At 71.7% G+C, this 17,107-nt stretch carries 10 protein-coding genes; 4 read left to right on the top strand and 6 right to left on the bottom strand.

Going from position 1 to position 17,107, the window contains the following annotated elements:
* Nucleotides 1–20 precede the first annotated feature (20 nt).
* Genes F4X11_24840 through F4X11_24825 form a run of 4 tightly spaced genes read right to left on the bottom strand, consistent with a single transcriptional unit; the run spans nucleotide 21 to nucleotide 4,251 of the window.
* Nucleotides 21–254 (bottom strand): hypothetical protein, encoded by a 234-nt coding sequence (locus F4X11_24840; GenBank protein ID MYN68205.1) that lies wholly within the window; start codon nucleotides 252–254, stop codon nucleotides 21–23.
* Nucleotides 254–3,043, bottom strand: coding sequence for an AMP-binding protein (locus F4X11_24835; GenBank protein MYN68204.1), 2,790 nt, complete (start codon nucleotides 3,041–3,043; stop codon nucleotides 254–256). The genes F4X11_24840 and F4X11_24835 overlap by 1 nt, the downstream gene beginning before the upstream one ends.
* A gap of 19 nt (nucleotides 3,044–3,062) precedes the next feature.
* Nucleotides 3,063–3,656: a peptidyl-prolyl cis-trans isomerase gene (locus F4X11_24830; GenBank protein ID MYN68203.1), complete on the bottom strand. Its 594-nt coding sequence runs from the start codon at nucleotides 3,654–3,656 to the stop codon at nucleotides 3,063–3,065.
* 13 nt (nucleotides 3,657–3,669) lie between these two features.
* A complete protein-coding gene (locus F4X11_24825; GenBank protein MYN68202.1) occupies nucleotides 3,670–4,251 on the bottom strand; it encodes a peptidyl-prolyl cis-trans isomerase in 582 nt (193 codons plus the stop codon).
* 210 nt (nucleotides 4,252–4,461) lie between these two features.
* On the opposite strand from F4X11_24825, the gene F4X11_24820 reads away from it, so the two are divergent.
* The 3 genes from F4X11_24820 (at nucleotide 4,462) to F4X11_24810 (ending at nucleotide 9,298) form a co-directional block, all read left to right on the top strand.
* A complete protein-coding gene (locus tag F4X11_24820) occupies nucleotides 4,462–7,686 on the top strand; it encodes a DUF349 domain-containing protein (protein MYN68201.1) in 3,225 nt (1,074 codons plus the stop codon).
* 80 nt (nucleotides 7,687–7,766) lie between these two features.
* Nucleotides 7,767–8,132, top strand: a complete 366-nt coding sequence (locus tag F4X11_24815) for an STAS domain-containing protein (GenBank protein ID MYN68200.1) — start codon at nucleotides 7,767–7,769, stop codon at nucleotides 8,130–8,132.
* 23 nt (nucleotides 8,133–8,155) lie between these two features.
* On the top strand, nucleotides 8,156–9,298 hold the full coding sequence (locus F4X11_24810; GenBank protein ID MYN68199.1) for a SpoIIE family protein phosphatase: 1,143 nt from the start codon (nucleotides 8,156–8,158) through the stop codon (nucleotides 9,296–9,298).
* A gap of 24 nt (nucleotides 9,299–9,322) precedes the next feature.
* On the opposite strand, the gene F4X11_24805 is transcribed toward F4X11_24810, so the two are convergent.
* Together F4X11_24805 and F4X11_24800 are read right to left on the bottom strand one after the other, a co-directional pair.
* A complete protein-coding gene (locus F4X11_24805; GenBank protein MYN68198.1) occupies nucleotides 9,323–10,222 on the bottom strand; it encodes a response regulator in 900 nt (299 codons plus the stop codon).
* A gap of 102 nt (nucleotides 10,223–10,324) precedes the next feature.
* Nucleotides 10,325–12,637: a response regulator gene (locus F4X11_24800; GenBank protein ID MYN68197.1), complete on the bottom strand. Its 2,313-nt coding sequence runs from the start codon at nucleotides 12,635–12,637 to the stop codon at nucleotides 10,325–10,327.
* Between the two features lie 69 nt (nucleotides 12,638–12,706).
* Here F4X11_24800 and F4X11_24795 point away from each other — a divergent pair, with 69 nt between their 5' ends.
* The gene (locus F4X11_24795) at nucleotides 12,707–17,089 is read left to right on the top strand and encodes a DEAD/DEAH box helicase (protein ID MYN68196.1); all 4,383 of its coding nucleotides are present in this window, start codon (nucleotides 12,707–12,709) and stop codon (nucleotides 17,087–17,089) included.
* The last annotated feature ends 18 nt before the right edge of the window (nucleotides 17,090–17,107 follow it).

Here is a 17,107-nt window from a genome sequence, read left to right as displayed (position 1 = left end):
GCTATCAGGTGGGCGTTGTCCTACCGATCGTCTCCACCGCTCCGGCGCGATCCGAACTCCGCCTCCACCCAGGTCACCGATTCCGCAACCTCCGCCGCCGTCCTGTCTCCCGCCGCCGCGCCATCTTCCTCCCGCTGTGCCCTTTCCCTCCCCAACCGCCGAAAGTACGCGCCCAAGCGGCCCACGTCGTATCCGTGTTCACGCGCGATCTCGTCCTTGATCCGCAACACTTTCTCGATAATCTCATCAGCCATCATCGCTCGCCGCAGTGTTCCGAAATGAACGTCCGCGCCTCGTCGCGCAGGCGCACGATCTCCGACCAGTCGGACCCCGCCGCCCGCAGAGGCGCGCCGAAGGTCACCGTCACGCGGCCCCGGCGCAGAAGCCACGTCCCGGCGGGCCAGATGTGCCGCGTGCCCCGGATCGCCACCGGGACCACCGGGCAGCCGGCGTCGACCGCGGCCCGGAAGGCGCCGAGCCGGAACGGAAGCAGCCGGGGCGCGGCCAGGAAGGTCCCCTCCGGGAAGACGAACAGCGAGGTGCCGGCGTCGAGCGGGGCGCGGAGGGTGTCGGCGTTCTCCACGCGCTCGGACTGGTCGCGCTTGCCGAGCGGGATGTGGTTTCCCTTGCGGATGGCCAGGCCGATGAGCGGGTAGGTCGCCAGACGGGCCTTGACGGCGAAGCGGACCGGGACCGGCAGCGTGCTCATCATTATCGGCGAGTCGATGAAGCTGGCGTGGTTGGCGACGAAGACCACGGGCGTATCGACCGGCACGCGCTCGCGGCCGACGATATCGAGTGGCGTGCCGGCGAGCCGCATCACCAGGCGGTTCCAACTCCCGACGATCCGGTCCGCCCCGCCGCCGCGCGGAACGATGAACAGCAGGGCCCAGCCGATGGGGGTGGTGCCGAGCACGATGGCCTGCACGTAGCCGGTGAAGAGCGCCTGCGCGGCGCGCGACGCCCACTCGCCAAGCGCGGATCGGATCCATGCCGCGCCGAGCCGCAGCCACTGTGCCGCCACGCCGGCCCGCCCGCGGCCGATGCTGCCGGCGAGCCACGCATCGCGGGTCGCACCGCGCCGGATCTTGCCGCTGGAGGTCTTGGCCACCGACCCCGGCGGCGCCAGCACCACGCGGTCCGGCGCGACGCCCAGCGCCAGGCCGACCTTCCGGCTCACGGCTTGCGACAGGGCGGCGCGCGCGGCCTCGTCGGACGCGCGCGTCTCCGCCACGACGACGAACTGCTCCGTGCCGCGCTCGGCGTCGGCCGCGCCGAACGCCGCCACGCAGCCGGTGCGAACGCCCGGAACGCTGCCCGCGAGCGCCTCGACCTCGTGGGGCTGGAAGTTGCGGCCCGCCTTGATGATCAGGTCCTTGGCGCGGCCGGTGAGGAAGAGATCGCCGTCCGCCAGGTAGCCGAGGTCGCCGCTGTCGAGCCAGCCGTCGGTGCCGACGAGGTCCCGCGTGGCCTCCGCGTTGCGGTAGTAGCCGCGCGTCGTGGAGGGACCGCGGAAGCGGACCCGTCCCTGGACGCGATCGGGCGCCGGGTTTCCGTCGCGACCGAACACCGCCAGCTCGTGATCCGGCAGCGCGCGCCCGCAGGAGACGAACCGCAACGCGCTTCGGTCGTCGTCGGCGGCGCGCTCGGCCCGCCCCGACGCCTGGAACTTCGAGCGGTGCACGCGGTCGATTCTGATCGGGTTCCCCAGGGCGGGCGTCGCGAGCCCCAGCGAGCACTCCGCCAGTCCGTAGACCGGGTAGACCGCGTGGGGATCGAGGCCGCAGGGGGCGAACCGCTCGATGAAGCGGTGAAGCGTCTCGGGAGACACCGGCTCCGAGCCGTTCAGCAGCACGCGGGCGGCGCTCAGGTCGAGTCCGTCGAGCTCTTCGTCCGCGATGCGGATCGTGCAGAGGTCGAACGCGAAGTTGGGCGCCGGCGACAGCGTGCCGCGGTGCGCGTCGAGGGCCTGCAACCAGCGTATCGGCCGGGCCAGGAAGGCGAGCGGCGACATCAGGGCCAGCGGCGCGCCGAAGTAGAGCGGCCCGAGCCAGGCGCCGATGAGCCCCATGTCGTGATAGAGCGGCAGCCAGCTCACGCCCACGTCGCGCGAGGTGATGTCGAACCGGCGTTCGAGGGCGCGGATGTTGGCGAGCAGGTTGTCGTGCGAGAGCAGGACGCCCTTCGGCTGCCCGGTGCTGCCGGACGTGTACTGGATGAGGGCCGGGTCTCCCGCGGTTGCCGGGACGGGGCGGCGCGGCTCGCCCCGCACGTCTTCGGCCGACACCACGGCGTCGAGTGACGGCACCTGCCGCACGAGCAGCCCGGCTACGCGCGCCACGTCGCTGAAGGTCACGAGGATGCGCGCGCCCGCGTTGCGCAGGATGGCCGTCTGACGGAGGACGTACTCTTCGATGCGGTCGAGGCGGAAGGGCGGATACAAGGGGACCGGTACGCAGCCGGCCATCAGCGTACCGATGAAGGTCGGGAAGAACCGCTCCTCGGTCCGCAGCATGATGGCGACCGCGTCGCCGCGGCCGAGCACGGGCTCGGCGAGGCCCCCCGCGACGGCCTGCGCCTCGCGCCACAGCCAGCCGTAGGTGAGGGGTGTTTCGTCTCCGTCTTCCTCGCGCAGGTGGATGTGGATGCGTTCGGGTACGTGCTCGGCATGCCAGGCCAGCGCTTCGACGACCGTGCGGGCGTTCGCCGCGGACGCGACGCCGGAACCGCTCGCGGCGGATCTCTCGGTGCGTCGCTCCTCCAACGTGTCGTCGGCGACGGCGACGGCCGTGGCGAGGTCCGCCGGCGTCTCCGCGTCCGACATGGCCGCGTCCCCGAGACGGACGCCGAACGCGCGTTCGAGGCGGATGAGCAGCTCGACGCGTTCCAGGCTGCTGATGCCGAGGTCGGTCTCGAGCGAGTCGCCGCGCGCCACGGCGGCGGGCACGCCGCCCCGCAGCTCGGTCACGAGCTCGGCGACGACGTCGAGCACCTGTTGCTCGATGCTCCCGCCGGCGGAGGTCGGGGGGGACGGATGCTGCATCGCCCCCCTATTGTGGCCCTCAGGGATCGATGCGTCGAATCGTGCGGATGACGACGCTCTCGCGGGGCACGTCGTTCATGCGGTCCACCCGGGTGGTGCGGACGCGCGAGATGTCGTCGACCACGTCCATGCCGTCCACGACCCGTCCGAAGACGGCGTAGCCGAAGCCGTCCCGCGTCGTGTTGCGGTGATTGAACATGTCGTTGTGGCCGACGTTGATGAAGAACTGCGCCCGCGCGGTGTTCGGCTCGCCGAGGCGCGCCATGGCGATGGTGCCGCGCCGGTTCTGCAGGCGGTTGGTCGCCTCGTTCAGGATGGGGCCTCGAAGTCCCTCGACGCGCGGGGTGTGGTCCTCCTCGAGCCCGCCCCCCTGGATGATCAGGTTGCGGATCACCCGGTGGAAGATCGTGCCGTCGTAGAATCCGGTCTGGACGTAGGTCAGGAAGTTGACGACCGAGACCACCGCCCGCGTGCGGAAAAGCTCGACCGTGATATCGCCCATCGACGTCTCGATCACGACATGGGGATTGGGCGGCGGGTCCTGCGCGTGGACCGCGCCGGGCGCGGCCAGCAGGACGGCGACGGCCGAGGCGGCGGCCAGTGATCGCAGCATGACGCGTCCCACCCTACTGGACCGTGACGGAGTTGATGACGACCGGCTCGACGGGGACGTTCTGATGCGGTCCCTGCCGCCCTGTCGACACCCCGGAAATGGCGTCGACCACGTCCATGCCGGCGGTCACGCGTCCGAAGACGGCGTAGCCGTAGTCGCGGGGAGACGTGCCCCGGTGGTCGAGGCTCCGCGCGTTGTCGACCGTGTTGATGAAGAACTGGGCGGTGGCGCTGTCGACGACGCTCGTCCGCGCCATGGAGATCGTGCCCCGCGCGTTGCTCAGCCCGTTGTCGGCCTCGTTCCGGATCGGCGGGCGCGTGGCCTTCTCCGAGAGATTCGCCGTCAGGCCGCCGCCCTGGATCATGAACCCCGGGATCACGCGGTGGAAGACGGTGCCCGCGAAGAACCCGTCGTTGGCGTACTGCAGGAAGTTCTCCACCGTGACCGGTGCCGCATCCTGCAGCAGCTCGATCGTAATGCTCCCTTGGGTGGTCTCCATGACCACGACCGGGTTATCCTGCGCCGACGCGCCGAGTGTTCCTGGCGTCATGACACCTACCATTCCGAGAATGCCGGCCAGCATGCGAAAAGACATCGGCCTCGCTCCCTGCGATCGCTCCCGACCGCGCAGTGGTTTCCAAGATCTGGGATTCTGGATCCAACAATCGGGATCCAGAACGGTGCTCGCGTGACGAAGCGCAGCGTCGAGCGGCTGAATGCGGGTATTTTCCGGGAGCCGGCTCGCTGCCCCGATTCCGGTCCCGAGTATGCATAATCCACCCAAGCCTGTCCACCCATCCGAGTCATGAAGCTGCTCGAACGACTGCGCGCTCAACCGGCTTGGCAGAGTGACGATCCCGCGGTGCGGGTCGGCGCCGTGCGCGATCTCCCCGAGGACGCGCGCGACGTGCTGTTGGAGATCGCGAGGGGCGACCCCGACCCGGGAGTGCGCCGTGCGGCGGTCGAGCGAATGCCGGATCTGGCAACCCTGGTTGCCTTCCTGCGGGACGCCGGCGAGGCCGGCGATGCGAGTGACGACGCGCGCGTCGAGGCGATCGCCGCCGTGCGCGACACGCTCATCGAAGCGGCCGACGCCGCGGCTGCCGTCGCCGCGCTGGATGTGCTGGTCGACGAGCGCGATCTGGCCGCCGTCGCCCGCGCGGCGGAGCTCGAGGCGGTGGCCCGTGCCGCGCTGGAGCGCCTGTCCGGCGACAAGATGCTCGCCGCCGTCGCGCGGCGGGCGGGCCGCGCCGAAATCGCGCTGGACGCCGTCGCGCGGCTGAAGGATCGGGACGAGCTGCTCTCGGTGGCCGTCAAGGCGGACGACAAGGCGGCGGCGCTGGCGGCTTGCGAGCGGCTGGTGGACGGCGGTGGCCTCGATGACGCCGCGCTGGAGACGATGTCCCGTCAGGCCCGTCACAAGGGTGTGGCGCGGCGGGCGCGCGCGGTGCTGGCGGCGCGCTCCGAGGACCGCGCGTCCGATGTTGCGGCGGTCCCGGGCGTCGACTTGTGCGCCGCGCTCGAGACGAGGGCGGCCGCGGTCACCTCGCTGGAGGAGGGCCGCAAGGCGCTGGACGACGCCGTGCAGCGGTGGGCGGGCGTCGACGGGCCGATCGAGCCGGCGGTGGCCGAACGGTTCGCCGCCGCCCGGCGGGCGCTGGAGGACCGGTTGCTCGCGCTCGACGCCACTGCGGTCGAAGCCCAGCGCGCCGCGGCCGAGCGGACCGCGGCGGAGTCGTCGCGGGCCGCCCTGTGCGAGCGAGTGGAAGCGTTGGAGGGAGACGCCGCGCTCGATGGGTTGCGGCAGGCGCGGGCGGAGTGGGAGGCGCTGGCCGTCGATCCCGACGCGAGCGGCGAGGCGCGGGCGGTGATCGAGTCGCTCGGCGCGCGGTTCGAGAGGGCCGCGGCGGCGTGCGAGGCGCGCCACGCCGCGCTGCAGCGCCGCCATGAGAGACTGCGCAAGCTCGACGCCCTGGCGGCCGAGATCGAACAGATCGTCACCGGCGAGGACGAGTCGGAACGGCGCGTTCGGTGGCGGGCGCTCGACGCGGCGTGGCGGCGCGAGATTGCGGCGGTGACCGGCGACGGCGCACCGCCGGACCCCGAGACGACCGTGGCGTTGGCCGAGCTTACCCGGCGCAAGGCGGCAGCCGACGCCCGGCATCGCGATCTCGAGGTCGGTCTGAAGGCTTCACGCGACAAGGAGCGCCAGAGGAATCTCGCGCGCGTCGGCAAGCTGGCGGACGGCGTCGAGGCGGCGATCACGAACGAGAAGCTGACGCTCGCCGAGGCCGAGAGGCAATTGCGGGTCGTGCGCCAGGCGCTGGAGAAACTGCCGCCGCTCCCCTCGCGGCGGGATCACGACCAACTGACACGGCGGCTCAAGGAGGGCGCCGGCACGTTGCTCGGCAAGGTGCGCGAGCTGCGGGATTTCGCCGACTGGCAACGATGGGCGAATCTCGGAGTTCAGGAGGAGCTCTGCCAGGCGCTGGAGGCCCTGGCCTCACCGCCGGAAGGGGCGCCGGAGCCCACCGACGCGGAAGTCGTCCGGCGGTTCACCGAGCTGATGAAGCGCTGGCGCGAGGCGGCCGACGTGCCGCAGGACAAGGGACAGGCGCTGTGGGAACGCTTCAAGAAGGCGCACGACGCCGTCTATCCGCGTTGTGAGCCGTTCTTCGCGGCGCAGCGCCAGGAGCGGGAACAGAGCCTGGCCCGTTACACGGCGCTGGTGGAGGAGGCGGAGAGGCTCAGCGAATCGACCGACTGGCTGAAGACGGCCCAGCGTCTGACCGCCCTGCAGGCGGAGTGGAAGACGCTCGGGCCGGTGCCGCGCCGGGAACAGCAGGCGTTGTGGGGGCGGCTCCGGCAGGCATGCAGCCGTTTCTTCACCCGCCGGAAGGCCGACCTCGCCGGACGCAAGCAGGAGTGGTCCGCCAACTACGAGAAGAAGGAAGCGCTGTGCGTGCGCGTCGAGGCCTTGCTCGAGGCCGAGGACCTGAAGGCCGCGATCGAGGAGGTCAAGCAGGTCCAGCGCGAATGGAAAACGATAGGTCCGGTGCGGCGGAATCGGTCGGACGCGATCTGGCATCGGTTCCGGCAGGCGTGCGACGGCGTATTCGATCGGCTCAACGAGGGCGCGCGCCGGGCCGCGGCCGACCGTATCGCGGTGCGCGAGGCCCTCTGCGCCGAGCTGGAAGCCCTGGCGCCGCCGCCGGCTGCTGCCGTGGCCGAGCCCGAGAGCGGCTCGACCGGCGGCGACAAACGCGCATCCGCGGAGGGCGGCGTCGTCGAGAACGCCGGGACCGCGGAGTCCGCGGCCGTCGAGACCACCGAATCGTCGGGCGAGGCTGCTGCCGAATCGTCGGGCGAGGTTGCTGCCGAATCGTCGGGCGCGGCTGCTGCCGAACCGGCGGGCGCGGCTCCTACCGAACCGTCGGGCGAGGCTGCTGCCGAATCGTCGGGCGCGGCTGCTGCCGAACCGTCGGGCGAGGCTCCCGCCCAAGGGGCGGGCGCGGAGACGGCCGTCGCGCCCGCCGCGGAAGCCGTGCCTGCCGCTCCTGAAGATCTGGTCAGGACCGTTCGCGAGATCCAGGAGAAGTGGCGGCGCGCCCCCGAAGTGCCGCCCGACGTCAAGCGGAAGCTCGCGGCGCGCTTCGGCCGCGCGATATCGCGCGTCGTCGAGACGCACGCGGAGCAGTTCCGCGGCACCGACTACGATCCGGCGCAGCGTCTCAAGCAGTTCGAGCGGCTGTGCAAGCGGGTCGAGGCGCTCGTTTCCACCCAGTCGCGCGGCGACGCCGATGTGTCGCCCGCGGAGCTGTTGGCGCGCAAGTGGCGCACGCAGTTGGCCGCCAATACGATGGGAGTGCGCGTCGACGAGGAGGCGAAGCGTCGGGCCGCGCGTGAGGACGTCAAGCGGCTGCAGGCCGAGCGGCGCCGGCTCGGCACGTTGACCGGCTCCGAGGCGGACGCGCTGCAGGCGCGGTTCCAGAGGGCCTGCGACCGCGTCTTTCGCGAGAATCCGGCCTGAGCCCGACCCGGGGACGCGTTCCGCTTCGCTGCCGCACGACCCGGTCCCTCCGGTTGCGTTCCAGCGCTGTTTCGGTCAGCATGCAGCGGGGGGTGTCGATGGCGCTGCGGATCGGCCAGCGGGACGTCGGTTCCGCAACGATTCTCGATCTCACCGGAAAGCTGGCCGGCGAGGCGAGCGAGACGCTCGCGGATCGCATCGACGATCTTGTCGACACCGGACGCACCAGGCTGATCCTGAATCTCCGTGGCGTGGCGTTCATCGACAGCGCGGCCCTCGGCACGCTGCTGTCGAAACGCGCGGCGGTCAAGAACGCCGGGGGACAGCTCCGGCTCCTGAATCTGACCGAGCGGGTCTGGGACCTGATGGTGACGACCAAGCTCGAGCTGGTGTTCGAGACGTTCAGCTCGGAGGCGGACGCCCTGGAGGGCTTCGCGCCGCGTTGAGCGGCGGGTGAGGTTGGGAACTGTTGCCGAGTCGAACCGAATCGCGGCCCGTGCGCGTGCTGCTCGTCGAGGACGAGCCGAACGACCTCGCCCGCGTCAACGGCGTTCTGGACCAGGCTGCCGCCTCGTTCGCCGTCAGGGCGGTGCCCGAAGTACGAGCCGCGGCGACCGAGCTCGGCGCGCGTTCGTACGATCTGGTCCTGCTGGGGCTGGCGCGCGCGGAGATCGGGGACGGTGACGGCTTCGAGGCGATCCGGCGGCTGGGAAAGACCGCGCCCGTCATCGTGCTCAGTCGTCTCGACGACGAAGACATCGCCGTCAAGGCGGTGCAGCGCGGCGCGCAGGACTACCTCGTCAAGGATCGCTTGACGGTCGACCTGCTGGTTCGGAGCATCCGGTACGCCCGCGAGCGGCATCGCCTGCTCGCGGAGCAGAACCGGCGGCTCGAGCACGAGCTCAAGATCGCCGCGTTCGTGCAGCAGTCCTTCCTTCCGGGACGCGTGCCGGAAGTGCCCGGGCACGACATCGGCGCGCACCTGCACAGCAGCGGGCAGGTGGGCGGCGATTTCTACGACTTCATCGATCTGCCGCCCGATCGCGTGGCGATCGCGGTCGGCGATGCATCCGGCAAGGGTATTCCGGGCGCAATCCTCATGGCGGAGACGCAGGGCGTCCTGCGGGCGGAGGCCGCGTCGTGCGCGACTCCGATCGAGCTCGTGCGCACGCTCAACCGGGCCCTGCTGCACGACCAGGACCAGGACCGGTTCGTCACGCTCTTCTACGGCGTGCTGGCCTTTCCGACCGGGCGGTTCACGTTCGTGAACGCCGGGCATCCCCGGGCCCTGCTGCTGGATGGCGCGACCGAATCGACCCTGGTGTCGACCGGGCCTCCCCTCAGGCTCTTCGCCGACGCCGCCTGGGAAGAGAAGACGGTGACGCTCCACGCCGGAGCGCGGCTCGTGATCTACAGCGACGGCGTGACCGAGGCGCAGGACGACGCGGACCGGTTCTTCGATCTGGAGGGCGTCCGGGCGGTGATGACCGGGGGCCCGGACCGTCCGGCCGTCGAGCTGGCGCGGGACCTGTGTCACGCCGCCGAGGAGTTCGAGCGCGAAAGCCCGGACCCCGGCGACGACAAGACGGTCGTCGTCATCCGTTCGCGGTGAATCCGCGACGCGCCGGCGGGACCGTCAGTCGCGGGCCGTCGCCACGGACTCCTGGCGCCGCTTCAACAGCGTCACCTCGTTGCCGGTGTGGTTGTAGCTCACCTCGTCGAGGAAGGTCTTCATCAGGAAGATGCCGCGCCCGCTCGGCCGCGCCAGGTTTTCCGGCGCGGTGGGATCGGGGACCGCGCCGACGTCGAATCCGCCGCCGTCGTCCGCGATGACGAAGCGAACCGCGTCCGCGGAGAGGTTTGCATTCACGCGAATCCGGCGGTCGCGGTACGGGGCGCTCTGCCGGCGCTGCTCGGCGAGCGCGCGGTAGGCCCGCGCGTCGTGCTCGCGTATCTCGGACCGCACTTCGAGGTTGCCGTGGTAGTACGCGTTCGTCAGCGCCTCGTCTAGCGCGGTGGTAATTCCGTGGCAGTCGGATTCGCCGAACATGCCGGAGTCCCGCAGGACCTGCGTCAGATAGCTGACGAGCGACGATATCAGCTCCAGGTCGTTCTCCAGCGTGAACGAGGCCGCCTGCAGCCGCCCGAGCAGGCGCGTATAGCTCTTGTGCTCCCGCGAGGCGTCGAGGATGCGTTGCACGACCTCGACGAGGTCGCGTATCAGCGCTTTCTTCGGGACGTAGCTGGAGGCGCCCGCCTCGAGGGCCCGCACGGCGATCTCTTCGCTGCCGCGCGCGGTCATCAGCACCACTGGGACCAGCGGGTAGTCGATCTTCGCCTGCTGAACGAACCCCAGGCCGTCCAGATCCGGCATGACCAGGTCGGTGAGCACCAGGTCCACGTCGTCTTCCTGCATCCGGGCCAGGGCCTGCCGGCCGTCCCCGGCATGGATCACGCGCCACGGCTGTTTCGCCAGCAGACGCCCCGCCAGCTCGCGGTCAGCGGCCGAGTCGTCCACCACCAGAATGCACGCCACGATGCCGCTCTCCCTGCTATCCCGACATTCGTCGCCGGTGGCTCCGATTGCCGCCCAACCGGGCCTGACCAGGAGTCTACGCCGTTTCCACGACGCAGACTCCTAGGCCTGGTTGCCGACCCGATCCCGGAGCTCGATAACGACCGTCGCCAACTCCGGCTCGAGCGTGCGCCAAGCCGCAGCCACCTGATCCGGTGTTCCTCCGTGGCAGCGCTCCTCCAGATCGTGCGCGAGTGCAACGACACGAGCGTCGTGGAACAATCGGAGCGATCCCCCGACGGTGTGCGCCACGCGCTTCACCACCGCCAGGTCGCCGGTCCCGAGCGCCTCGCGCAACTCGGCGACCAGAGCCGGGTGCTGGCCGAGAAAGCCCTCCACCACCGTCGCCAGAAGCTCCGGGTCGCCGTCCAGGGCCGCCAGGGCGGCATCCCAGTCGAGACGTGCACCCGGCGTCGGGCCGCCGGCCGGCGGCGTGGGCGCCGCGGTCGGTTCCGTCCCGCCGACCTGCGCGGCGATCGCGTCGAGCAGCTCTCGCGAACGATACGGCTTGGGCAGATAGCCGTCGAAGCCGGCGGACAGGCACAGCGCTTCGTTGCCCATCGACGCGCGCGCGGTCAGGGCCACGATCGGCGTCCTGGCGAGACCCAGTTCCCGCTCCCGCCGCCGGATGGCGCGGGTCGCGTCGTAGCCGTCCATCCGCGGCATCTGGAGATCCATCAACACGACGTCGAAACGCTCCGCACCGCACGCCTCCACCGCCGCCGCCCCGTCGGCCGCGACACGGACGGTGTGCTTCGCCTTCTCCAGCATACCCGTGGCCACGCGCTGGTTGGCGACGCTGTCCTCGACCAGGAGCACGCGGAGCGGTCGCAGCTCGACGATCGGCCCGCGGTCGCCCGTCGCCTCGACGGCTTCCGCCGCGGCGCGTCCGAACCGCGCCGTGAAGTGGAACGTGCTGCCCGTTCCGGGTTCGCTCACCAGACCGATCCGGCCGTCCAGCGCGTCCACCAGCCGGGAGGCAATCGCCAGCCCCAGCCCGGTGCCGCCGTAGCGCCGCGTCGTCGAGGCGTCGGCCTGCACGAACTCCTCGAAGATTACCCGCTGCTTGTCCGCCGGAATGCCGATGCCGGTGTCGGCGACCTCGAACCGCAGCGTCACCGTGTCGCCGGTCAGCTCCTCGGCCCGCACCCGCAGCTCGATCGTGCCTCGCGCCGTGAACTTGATCGCGTTCGAAAGGAGGTTGGCCAGCACCTGCCGCAGCAGGCGGGCATCGCCGACGAGCGTGTCCGGCGCGTCGTCGGCGACGTCGGTCGACAGCGTGACGGGCTTGTCGTGGAGACGGGGCGCGAGCGACATCACCAGGTTGTCCAGCCGCTTGCGCAGTTGGAACGGCTGCTGCTCGCTCTGCAGCCTGCCCGCCTCGATCTTCGAGTAGTCGAGGATGTCGTTGATGATGTCCAGCAGCGCCTCGGCCGATTCGCGGACGGCGGCCAGGTGGTCGTGCTGCTCAGGCGTCAGGCCGGTGTCGGCGAGCAGCTCCGCCGTGCCGATCACGGCGTTGAGCGGCGTACGAATCTCGTGGCTGACGTTGGCCAGGAAGGTGCTCTTGGCCCGGTTGGCGCGTTCGGCGGCGTCCCGGGCGTCCCGCAGCTCGGCCGCCTGGCGTTGCAGGTCCTCCTCCGCGCGCTTGAGGGCCGTGACGTCGGTGTGGCAGCCCAGCAGGCGGATGGGCTCGCCGCGCTCGTTGCGGACCGCGAGCCCGCGGCAGCGCACCCATACGGTGCTGCCGTCGCGGTGGCGGTAGCGCACGATCTGGTCGTACGGGTGGTGCGGGTCGGCGAGGTGCTTCGCGAAGTTGTCGAGGGCGACGTCGCGGTCCTCGGGGAAGATGTTGGCCTGCCACCACTCGGACGTGTTGGGGATCTCGTCGTCGCGGTAGCCGAAGAGCTCCTTGAACCGGGGGCTCATCCATTCCTGGTCCTGCCGCTCGACGTCCCAGTACCAGATGCCGTCGAGCGAGCCGGCCTGCAGGAACTCGAAGATCGCCGGATCGCTGCGGACCAGCTCGTAGAGCTCCTGCTTGAGATAGTGCTCTTCGCGGCTCATGCGAGCTCCTGTGCTGCCTTGCAGTTCCATCCTACCGCGCGTGCTGCCCGATGGATCGCATTTTCGCCTGCCCCCCATCGCCAGCGAAGCTGCGTGCGACCGCCACGTTCCGATCCCACGCCTGTCGCTGCCGAGCAGGACGCCAACGAGGAAGCGAGCTCGGCGGCCCGGCGGGCGGGCTGCTTCAGAGTTACACTTCCGAGTAGTGGAGCTTGCGGACACGCTGCGCAAGCCGGAGGGCAGGACGCTGGAGTCGAGCGGAGCCCGTCGCCGGACCGGTTCCCTGCGCACAGTTGTCGCCCTCGCCATGGACGCCGCGCAATGACCTCATCGCGTTCGCTGATGCCAGGCGCGCGCAGCGGCGGGCCGGTTGCGGGGATGGACGGCCTCCATCCCCTCACCGCTACCTGGTTCGGGCGGCGGTTCGACGCCGCGACACCGGCGCAGCTCGATGCCTGGCCGCGGATCCGGGCCGGCGGCGACGTGCTCATCTCCGCGCCGACCGGGTCCGGCAAGACGCTGGCGGCGTTCCTGAGCTGCCTCGACCGGCTGGTGGCGCTCGCCGCGAGCGAGGCGCTCGAAGATCGCACGGCGGTCGTCTACGTCTCTCCGCTCAAGGCGTTGAGCAGCGACATTCACCGGAACCTGCAGGAGCCGCTCGGCGAGCTGGCGGAGCTGGCGTCCGCCGCCGGCCAGGCTTACCCGGAGATACGCACGGCGATTCGGACCGGCGACACGCCCGCCTGGGATCGCGAGCAGATGGTGCGCCGTCCGCCCCACATCGTCGTCACCACCCCGGAGTCGCTGTTCATCCTGTTGACCGCCGAGCGGAGCCGGCGGATGCTCTCGACCGCCGAGACGGTCATCGTCGACGAGATCCACGCGTTGATCGACGACAAGCGCGGTTCCCACCTCGCGTTGAGCCTGGCGCGGCTCGACGACCTGGTCGTCAAGTCCGGGGGTGCGAAGCCGCAACGGATAGGACTGTCGGCGACGGTCAAGCCGATTGGCGAGGTGGCGCGGTTCCTCACCGGCGTGTCGGCCCGCGCGGCGGCCACGGTCGGCCCCGGCGCGGCGGGCGGCACGGGACGGGAGGACGAAGAGCCGGCGGCCGCGGGTGCGCCGAACGCCGGCGCCGGCGAATGGCCTCCGGTCGCGATTGTCGACTCCGGTCACCGCCGCGAGCTCGACGTTGCGGTGGAGGTGCCGCAGGACGAGCTCGGCGTGGTCGCCACCAACGAGATGTGGGGCGAGATCTACGAGCGCATCGCCGAGCTGGTCCGGGCGCACCGCACGACCATCGTCTTCGTCAATACCCGGCGCCTGTCGGAGCTGGTCGCCCATCAGCTTGCCGAACGGCTCGGAGAGGACGCGGTGCTGGCCCATCACGGCAGCCTGTCGCGCCAGCTTCGCCAGGCGGCGGAGGCGGCGCTCAAGGAGGGTCGGCTGCGCGCGGTGGTCGCCACCGCATCGCTGGAGCTGGGGATCGACGTGGGGTCGGTCGATCTGGTGTGTCAGATCGGTACGCCGCGCTCGATCGCCGTGGCGCTCCAACGGATCGGACGTTCCGGACACAAGGTGGATCGGGCGTTCGTGCCGAAGGGCCGCTTCTTCGCGACGACCCGGGACGAGCTGATCGAGTGCGCGGCGCTCGCACGCGCGATCCGGCGCGGCCTGCTCGACGAGCGGCGGCTGCGGCCCTGGCCGCGCGACGTGCTGGCCCAGCAGATCGTCGCCGCCGTCGCGACCGAGGCCTGGCAAGAGGACGACCTGTTCGCGCTGTCGCGGAGCACGGCCCCCTATCGCGACCTGCCGCGCAGCGAGTTCGACGCGGTGGTGGCGATGCTCTCGGACGGGATCGCGTCGCCTCGCGGGCGGCACGGGACGTGGCTGCACCGCGACCGGGTGAACGGCGTCGTGCGCGGGCGGCGGGGGGCGCGGCTGGCGGCCATCACGTCGGGCGGCGCGATTCCGGACAACGCCAACTACCTGGTCGTGGCGGAGCCGGAAGGGACGACGGTGGGGACCGTCGACGAGGACTTCGCGGTCGAGAGCATGGCCGGCGACATCTTCCTGCTGGGGACGACGTCGTGGCGCATCCGCCGTGTCGAGTCCGGACGCCTGCGGGTGGAGGACGCGCACGGCGCGGCGCCGTCGGTGCCGTTCTGGCTCGGCGAGGCGCCCGGGCGGACGCCCGAGCTCTCCGCAGAGGTGTCGGACGTGCGCGAGCGGTTGGCCGCGCCCGACGACCCGTCCCGCGGCGGCGACGCCGTGCAGTTCCTGATCCGCGAGTGCGGCCTCGATCAGTCCGGCGCCGAGCAGGCGGCGGCCTACGTCCGGGCCGGCGCCGCCGCGCTCGGCGCCGTGCCGTCCATCCGGACCCTGGTGGCCGAACGCTTCTTCGACGAGGGGGGCGGCATGCAGCTCGTGCTGCACGCTCCGCTCGGGGCGGCCGTCAACCGCGCCTGGGGCCTGGCGCTGCGCAAGCGCTTCTGCCGGAGCTTCAACGTCGAGCTGCAGGCGGCCGCGACCGACAACGGCATCGTGATCTCCCTGTCGGAGCAGCACAGCTTCCCGCTCGAGGTCGTGTTCCGCTTTCTGCACCCCGAGACCGTCGAGGAGGTGCTGACGCAGGCGATGCTGCCGGCGCCGATGTTCGGGGCGCGCTGGCGGTGGAACGCGTCGCGGGCGCTGGCCGTGCTCCGCTTCGCCGGGGGGCGCAAGGTGCCTCCGCCGCTCCTGCGGATGCGCTCGGACGACCTGCTGGCCGCCGTCTTTCCGGACCAGGTGGCGTGCCAGGAGAACCTGACCGGCGACATCCGGATCCCCGACCATCCGCTCGTGGACGAGACCATCCGCGACTGCCTGCACGAGGCGATGGACCTGGACGGGCTGCGGGCCGCGATCGCGGGGATCGAGCAGGGAACGATAGCGACGCGGGCCGTCGACACCGCCGAGCCGTCGCCGCTCGGGCACGAGATCCTGAACGCCAATCCGTACGCCTTTCTCGACGACGCGCCGCTGGAGGAGCGGCGGGCGCGCGCGGTGCAGCTCCGCCGCACGCTGGGCGACGACGGCGGCGAGATCGGCGCGCTCGACGCCGAGGCGATCGCCGAGGTGGCGGCCGAGTCGTGGCCGGTGGTGCGCGATCCCGAGGAGCTGCACGACGCGCTCCTGACGCTGGGGCTGGCGCCGCCGCGCGAGGAGTGGCGGACGTGGTTCGCGCGGCTGGTCGAGATGCATCGCGCAACGTCCCTGCAGGTCGGCGACACGCGCTTCTGGGTGGCGACCGAGCGCTCCCGCACGACGCTGCTCGTGCACGCGGCCGGCCGGCTCGATCCCAGCGTGCCGGAGGTCGATCAGCCCACGCCGGACGGTTCCGACGCGGCAACGACGGAAGTGCTGCGCGGTTGGCTGGATTCGAGCGGGCCGTTGCGGGAGTCGGAACTGGCCGCGCTGCTCGCCGTGCCGGCCGAACGCGTGGCCGCCGGGCTGGCCCGTCTGGAGGGCGAGGGGCAGGTGCTGCGCGGGCGCTTTACCGCCGCGGCCCGTGACGAGGGGGCCGAGATCGAGTGGTGCAACCGGCGCGTGCTGGCCCGCATCCATCGGTTGACGCTGGGACGGCTGCGGCGGGAGATTGCGCCGGTCTCCACCGCGGACCTGGTGCGGTTTCTCGCGCGCTGGCAGCGGCTTGCATCGGGCACGCGCCTGCATGGGGCGAGCGGGCTGCTGCAGGTCGTCCGGCAGCTCCAGGGCTGCGAGGTGTCCGCCGGCGCCTGGGAGCGTCACGTGCTGCCCGCCCGCATCGAAGGCTACGAGCCGGAGCTGCTGGACCAGCTCTGCCTCTCGGGCGAGGTGATGTGGGGCCGCCTGTCGCCGCATCCGGCGTTCGACGCGGTGGAGGCTGATGCCGCCGGGTCCGCACGACCTTCGGCTCGGCGGCGGGTCCGGCCGACCCGGGTGGCGCCGGTCGCGCTCTTCCTGCGGGAGGACCTCGAGTGGCTGATGCCGCCTGTCGGGGACGATGCCGGCCCGGGCGAGGGGCCGGGCAGCGTGCTGTCCCACCCGGCCGAGGCGGTGCTCGACGCGCTCCGCCGCCGGGGGGCCTCCTTCCTGCGCGAGCTGGTCTCCGCGACCGGCCGGCTGCCGAGCGAGGTGGAGGACGGCCTGTGGGAGCTCGTGGCGGCGGGGCTGGTCACCGCCGACGGATTCGACAACCTGCGCGCCCTGATCGATCCGAAGCGGCGCCGGGGCGAGGGTCGCTTCCGCGCCGCCCGCCCGCGTCACGCGGCCGGCCGGTGGGCGCTGCTGGCGCCGGCGCGCGGGGAGGGCGAGGCGTCGGCCGAGGCAGGTCGTGCGCGGGAGCGGGAGCGCCCGTCAGAACGGGCGGATGCGTTCGCGCGCCAGTTGCTGGAGCGCTGGGGGGTGGTGTTCCGGGACCTCGTGCGGCGCGAGTCGCTCATGCCGCCGTGGCGTGACGTGCTCGGCGCCTTGCGGCGCATGGAGGCGCGCGGCGAGGTGCGCGGCGGCCGGTTCGTTTCCGGGTTCGTCGGCGAGCAGTTCGCGCGGCCGGACGCTGTCGAGCTGCTCCGGATCGTGCGCCGCGACGGGGACCGCGAGCAAAGCGTCCGGGTCGCCGCCGCCGATCCGCTGAACCTGGCCGGCGTAGTCACACCGGGCCCGCGTGTCAGCGCGCTGTCGGGCGAGGTGGTCGATCTGCTGACGCCGGCGGTCGCCCTGGCCGGCGCGGCCGCGTCCTGATTCGGCATCGTCCGGCGC

It is taken from the genome of Acidobacteriota bacterium, assembly GCA_009861545.1.
Taxonomy (GTDB): domain Bacteria; phylum Acidobacteriota; class Vicinamibacteria; order Vicinamibacterales; family UBA8438; genus WTFV01.
Note: the sequence above shows the minus strand (reverse complement) of the source record. Positions and strands in the feature narration are given on the sequence as shown.

Coding starts and splice junctions, on each gene's coding strand:
- F4X11_24840 (MYN68205.1), bottom strand. CDS start 254: ATGGCTGATGAGATTATCGAGAAAGTGTTGCGGATCAAGGACGAGATC.
- F4X11_24835 (MYN68204.1), bottom strand. CDS start 3,043: ATGCAGCATCCGTCCCCCCCGACCTCCGCCGGCGGGAGCATCGAGCAA.
- F4X11_24830 (MYN68203.1), bottom strand. CDS start 3,656: ATGCTGCGATCACTGGCCGCCGCCTCGGCCGTCGCCGTCCTGCTGGCC.
- F4X11_24825 (MYN68202.1), bottom strand. CDS start 4,251: ATGTCTTTTCGCATGCTGGCCGGCATTCTCGGAATGGTAGGTGTCATG.
- F4X11_24820 (MYN68201.1), top strand. CDS start 4,462: ATGAAGCTGCTCGAACGACTGCGCGCTCAACCGGCTTGGCAGAGTGAC.
- F4X11_24815 (MYN68200.1), top strand. CDS start 7,767: ATGCAGCGGGGGGTGTCGATGGCGCTGCGGATCGGCCAGCGGGACGTC.
- F4X11_24800 (MYN68197.1), bottom strand. CDS start 12,637: ATGGCGAGGGCGACAACTGTGCGCAGGGAACCGGTCCGGCGACGGGCT.
- F4X11_24795 (MYN68196.1), top strand. CDS start 12,707: ATGGACGGCCTCCATCCCCTCACCGCTACCTGGTTCGGGCGGCGGTTC.